We start from the raw sequence: 5,338 nt of genomic DNA, 5'->3' as shown, positions 1-5,338 counted from the left end.
CTGTTCGGCCATGAAAAAGGCGCCTTTACCGGTGCGATCAGCAGCCGCAAGGGCCGATTCGAAATGGCCGAGGGCGGTACCTTGTTTCTCGACGAAATCGGCGACATGAGCTTGCCGATGCAGGTCAAGTTACTGCGCGTGCTGCAGGAGCGCATGTTCGAACGCGTCGGCGGCAACAAGACCCAGCGCTGTGACGTTCGCATTATCGCTGCGACGCATCGCAATCTGGAGCAGGCGATCGCCGAGGGCCGTTTCCGCGAGGATCTCTACTACCGCTTGAGCGTGTTCCCGCTGGAAATGCCGGCCCTGCGCGAGCACGTGGACGATCTGCCGGAGCTCATCGAAGAATTCAACCAGCGCCTGCTGCGCCGGGGGCTCGACGGTGTGCGCTTCAGCAACGGTGCCATGCATGCCCTGCGCATGCACAGCTGGCCGGGCAATGTACGTGAGCTGTCCAACTTGGTCGAACGCCTGGCCATTCTCTATCCGCATGGCGAAGTACGCGCGGCCGATCTGCCGGAGAAGTACCGTGGCAACGCGGGCAACGAAGAGGCCAGCGGCATGGCCCTGATGTCGCTGATGGACGATCGCCACGTGATCGGTCTGCCGATCGGCGCCAGCCAGACCATCGATTCGGCGATTCATCTGCCCGAAGGTGGCCTGGACCTGAAGGATCACCTTGCCGATATCGAAATCGGTTTGATCCGTCAGGCTCTTGACGCTACCGACGGTGTGGTGGCGCATGCGGCCAAGCTGCTGCGTATGCAGCGCACCACCTTGGTAGAAAAGCTGCGCAAGTACGGGTTGCAGCCGATGCTCTCGGTCAACGGATGAAACGATAGAAAGACTGTTTTCACGCTGTTTTGCGTCGCAGTCCGAAATGGACGCGCCGCTTCTTCGGCACATGACGTAACGATGGCATGGCTTGTGCTTTTTAAGTCACGGGAACTGCCATAAGCGTTGGAATTTCGACATGAGTCAAATCGACGTCAATAGCTTGCTTTCGCAAATGCGCCAGATGTCCTCGCAGGTGCGTATGCCGGACGTTGCCTATAGCAGCGCGGCGCCTGCCACGAGCCAGGGCCTGGATTTCGGCACCCTGTTCAAGCAGTCGCTCGCCAAGGTGGGGGAGACGCAGATGCAGGCCGGCAACATGGCGGCGAGTTTCGAGCGTGGCGACCCCGGCTCGGACCTGGCCAGCACCATGGTGGCCGTGCAAAAGGCCGATCTTTCCTTGCGCGCGGTGACCGCCGTGCGCAGCAAGTTGCTCGACGCGTACAAAGACATCATGAACATGTCGGTGTAGTCGAACACGCCGAACCGGTTCATCCCCATGCCACCCCAAGTCGATTGAGCAGTCTTCATGGCCGATACCGCCATCGCGCAACCTGCCGACAACGGCACGCGCCTTGACCCCCTGAAGCAGATCGCCCGCAGCCCGGCGACGCGACAGCTGATGTTGCTGTTCGGCGTAGCGCTGGCTGTGGCCATCGGCGTCGGTGTCGTGCTGTGGTCGCGTGGCCCCAATTATGCGTTGCTCTATGCGGGCCTGGATTCCAAAGATGCCGCGGCGGTGACGCAGGCGCTGCAGGCGAGCAATACGCAGTACACACTCAGCCCCGATGGCAGTTCGATCTCGGTACCTGCTGCCGACCTGGCCGCGGTGCGCCTCAAGCTTGCCGCGCAAGGCCTGCCGCAAGGCAGTGCCGGTACGGCCATGCCCGCAGCCGATTCGCCATTCGGCATGAGCGACCTGGCCGAACGCACGCGTTACCAGCAGATGCTGGAAACGGACTTGGGCAATACCATTGCCGGGCTGCAATCGGTGCGTGCCGCACGCGTGCATCTGGCGCTGCCCAAGCCATCGGCCTTCATTCGCGATAATCGCCAGGCCAGCGCGTCGGTGTTGATCACGCTGTATCCCGGTCGCCAGCTCGATGCGAGCCAAGTTGCCGCCATCGTTCACCTGGTTGCCGCCAGCGTGCCGGATCTCGATCCGCGTCAGGTATCTGTGATCGATCAGCAGGGGCAGTTGCTGACCATCAGCGACCCGGACAGCCCGGGAGCGATCGGCGACAGCCGCCTGCGCCTGGCGACACGCCTGGAAAATACGTATGCGCAGCGCGTCGAAGATCTGTTGACGCCCTTGGTCGGGCCTGGACGGGTGCGGGCGCAGGTTTCGGCGGAGATGGATTTCAGCCAGACCGAGAAAGCGACCGAGACGTACGACCACGACCACTCGGCCCTGCGTAGCGAACAGACGCATAGCGAGCAGCGTCACGATATCGCCGCGAACAATGGCGTGCCGGGTGCATTGAGCAATCAGCCGCCCAACACGGTGGCCCAGCCCACGGCTGCGCGCCCGAATGCGGGCAAAGCCGGGGCAGCGAATGCCGCCACCGCGCAGGCCAGCGCACCAAGCGAGGCTTCCAGCAGCGCGACGCGCAATTACGAACTGGATCGCACCGTCAGCCATGTCAGCGACCCTGCCGGCCGACTGGCGCGCCTGAGCGTGGCAGTGCTGGTCGACAACAAGCCGGTCGGTACAGACCCGAACAAGAGTGTGCCGTTCACCCAGCAGGAACTGCAGCACCTGACCGACCTGACCAAGAATGCGGTCGGCTTCGATGCGCAGCGTGGCGACACGGTGAGCGTGATCAACCAGCCATTCCACCAGAACCCGGTCGACGACAAGCTGCCGCAAGAAGCGTTCTGGCAGCGCCCCGGCATGATGGATCTGATCAAGCAAGGCGTCGGTGTGTTGCTGGCTTTGATCGTCGGCTTTGTTTTCCTGCGGCCGATGCTCAAAGGCTTGCTGAAGCCACCGGCACCGATGATGCAGCCCGCGCTGGCCGGGCCGATCCCGACCGTTTCGGTACGACTGACCGACGACGAGGACGAGGAAGACGAGCCCGCAGCCGACCGTGGCCGCAGTCGTCCCGGTCTGCCGCCCGGTGCGGCCTATGAGCAACGCATCGGCATCGCACGCCGGATGGTTGCCGAGAATCCCAAGCAAGTAGCGCAAGTAGTGAAGAACTGGGTGGGCGAGGATGGCGGCTAATCAACCCACAGTGACCGGCGCGCAGCGCGCGGCCATCCTGTTGCTCACCCTGGGCGAGCAGGATGCCGCCGAGGTCCTCAAGCACCTCTCTGCACGCGATGTGCAGGCGGTTGGCACCGCGATGGCCGGGCTGACCAGCGTCACCCGCGAACAGGTCGAGCAGGTGCTCGACATGCTCAATGAAGAACTGGGTCGACAGACCTCGTTCGGTGTGGGCACCGAGGAATACATTCGCCGCGTGCTGGTCAATGCGCTCGGCGAGAGCAAGGCCGGCGGCCTGATTGACCGCATTCTTCTCGGCCGCAGCAGCAAGGGCCTGGAATCGCTCAAGTGGATGGAAAGCCGCGCCATCGCCGAGATGATCGGGTTAGAGCATCCGCAGATTATCGCCCTGGTGCTCGCGCATCTGGAGCCGGATCAAGCCGCCGAGGTGATCGGTTATCTGCCGGCACGCACACGTTCGGATGCGGTGATGCGCATCGCCACGCTCGACGGCGTGCAGCCGCATGCGTTGCACGAACTGGACGAAATCATGGAGCGCCAGTTCTCCGGCAATACCAACAAGCTCAAGTCGGCCAACGTTGGCGGACTCAAGGCCGCAGCGGACATTCTCAATGCCATGGAAACCAGCCGCGAAGCGGAACTGATGGCAGCGATCCGCTCGCATGACGCCAACCTGGGGGGGCGCATCGAAGAACTGATGTTCGTGTTCGACGATCTGGCCGAGCTGGACGATCGCAGCATCCAGACCTTGTTGCGCGAGGTGCCTTCGGCGCGCCTGGTCGTTGCGCTCAAAGGGGCTGAGCCGAGCGTGCGGGAGAAGTTCTTCGCCAATATGTCCCAGCGTGCTGCCGACATGTTGCGCGACGATCTGGAAGTGAAGGGACCGGTGCGCTTGAGCGAGGTCGATGCGGCGCAGAAGGAGGTGCTCGGGATTGCGCGCCGACTCGCCGACTCGGGGCAGATCAGCTTGTCGGCCAGCGGTGACGAGTTCGTCTGATGAAGCCGATCCTGGCGCGCGAACTGCTGCAAGACTTCCTGCGCTGGGAGCCGCCGCATGTCGGCGATCACCAACCGCCTGCGACGCCGGTCGAGGACGAAACACCGCCACGCCCCACTGTGTTCGAGCTGGAAGAGCTGGAGCGGCAGGCGCGGGAGGAAGGTTTCGTTACTGGCCTGGCGGAAGGACGCGCCAAGGCCGCCGAAGAATTGCGTGAGCATCGTGGGCGGCTCGAGGCTTTATTCGAATCGATCGCCCGGCCCATGCAGATGCTCGACGATGCCACCGAGCAGGAGCTGGCCCAACTAGCCATGGTGGTAGCGCGGCGCGTGCTTGCACATGAATTGCGCACGACGCCGGAATTGATTGTGCGTGCCGTTCGCGAGGCGGCGGTATCCCTGCCTGCGGCCGAGCGCGAACTGCGTGTGCGCTTGCATCCGGACGATGTGCAGTTGTTGCGCGAACTCGATGCGGTCGAGACAACCTGGCAGCTTTTGCCGGACCCTGCGCTGGATCGTGGCGACTGCGTGCTGGAAAGCGGCCGCTCGCGGTTGGATGCGCGCATCGAGACACGGCTGGCTGCTGTCGTCGATGCGGTGCTTGGCGTCGACGGGCAGGACGAGGACGCCAGCGAAGGCGGCGTCGGATGAGCGTCACGATGCGCCAGGCGGCATGGCGTGACAAGCTGGCGCGACGTCGCCAGCGCGCCCTGGCGGCGCAAACGCTGATTGTCGAGGGACGCCTGCGGCGCGTCGTAGGCCTGACACTTGAAGCCGAAGGTTGCGAGGCGCCATTGGGCGCGCGCTGCCTGGTGGCGACGGCCGACGGTGCGGAACTGGATACCGAAGTGGTCGGTTTTGCCGATGAGCGCCTGCTGCTGATGCCAGTAGGCGAAATGCACGGAGTACTGCCGAATGCGCGCGTGCGCCCTTGCGCCCATGCTGGCGGATTGCCGGTGGGCGAAGCGTTGCTCGGTCGCGTGGTTGGAGCCGATGGCGCACCGCTGGACGGGCAGGGACCGCTCGACGCGGACGAACATGCGGGCCTTAAGAACGATCCGATCAATCCGATGGCACGCAAGCCGATCGACACCCCCTTGGATGTCGGCGTGCGCGCGATCAATGCCTTGTTGACTGTGGGGCGCGGCCAACGCCTGGGGCTGTTCGCCGGCTCCGGTGTCGGTAAGTCGACGCTGCTCGGCATGATGACGCGTTACACCAATGCCGATGTCGTCGTGGTCGGCCTGATCGGCGAGCGCGGTCGCGAAGTAAAGGAAT

At 63.8% G+C, this 5,338-nt stretch carries 5 protein-coding genes and 2 pseudogenes; all 7 read left to right on the top strand.

Going from position 1 to position 5,338, the window contains the following annotated elements; translation table 11 throughout:
• Positions 1 to 537 (top strand): annotated as a pseudogene (locus VIM98_RS20620) (sigma 54-interacting transcriptional regulator); the annotation flags it as partial.
• Positions 538 to 561: 24 nt separating this feature from the next.
• Positions 562 to 834, top strand: coding sequence for a helix-turn-helix domain-containing protein (locus VIM98_RS20615; RefSeq protein ID WP_414650175.1), 273 nt, complete (start codon positions 562 to 564; stop codon positions 832 to 834).
• Positions 835 to 973: 139 nt separating this feature from the next.
• Complete coding sequence (gene fliE / locus VIM98_RS00760) at positions 974 to 1,306, top strand: flagellar hook-basal body complex protein FliE (RefSeq protein ID WP_331991175.1); 333 nt, start codon at positions 974 to 976, stop codon at positions 1,304 to 1,306.
• A gap of 57 nt (positions 1,307 to 1,363) precedes the next feature.
• Complete coding sequence (fliF, locus tag VIM98_RS00755) at positions 1,364 to 3,061, top strand: flagellar basal-body MS-ring/collar protein FliF (protein WP_331991174.1); 1,698 nt, start codon at positions 1,364 to 1,366, stop codon at positions 3,059 to 3,061.
• Positions 3,062 to 3,071: 10 nt separating this feature from the next.
• The gene (fliG, locus tag VIM98_RS00750) at positions 3,072 to 4,061 is read left to right on the top strand and encodes a flagellar motor switch protein FliG (protein WP_331991177.1); all 990 of its coding nucleotides are present in this window, start codon (positions 3,072 to 3,074) and stop codon (positions 4,059 to 4,061) included.
• Positions 4,061 to 4,711 carry a flagellar assembly protein FliH gene (locus tag VIM98_RS00745; protein ID WP_331991173.1) on the top strand — a complete coding sequence of 217 codons (651 nt, stop codon included), beginning with the start codon at positions 4,061 to 4,063 and terminating at the stop codon, positions 4,709 to 4,711. Before fliG ends, VIM98_RS00745 begins: the two co-directional genes overlap by 1 nt.
• Positions 4,708 to 5,338: pseudogene (fliI, locus tag VIM98_RS00740) on the top strand (flagellum-specific ATP synthase FliI); the annotation flags it as partial. The gene VIM98_RS00745 and the pseudogene fliI, both read left to right, overlap by 4 nt.

The sequence above is a fragment of the Dyella sp. genome (assembly GCF_036568765.1).
In the GTDB taxonomy this organism is placed as follows: Bacteria; Pseudomonadota; Gammaproteobacteria; order Xanthomonadales; family Rhodanobacteraceae; genus GSA-30.
Note: the sequence above shows the minus strand (reverse complement) of the source record. Positions and strands in the feature narration are given on the sequence as shown.

Excerpts from the sequence above, each read along its gene's own strand:
- fliE (WP_331991175.1), top strand. The coding sequence starts at position 974 with ATGAGTCAAATCGACGTCAATAGCTTGCTTTCGCAAATGCGCCAGATG.
- VIM98_RS20615 (WP_414650175.1), top strand. The coding sequence starts at position 562 with ATGGCCCTGATGTCGCTGATGGACGATCGCCACGTGATCGGTCTGCCG.
- fliF (WP_331991174.1), top strand. The coding sequence starts at position 1,364 with ATGGCCGATACCGCCATCGCGCAACCTGCCGACAACGGCACGCGCCTT.
- VIM98_RS00745 (WP_331991173.1), top strand. The coding sequence starts at position 4,061 with ATGAAGCCGATCCTGGCGCGCGAACTGCTGCAAGACTTCCTGCGCTGG.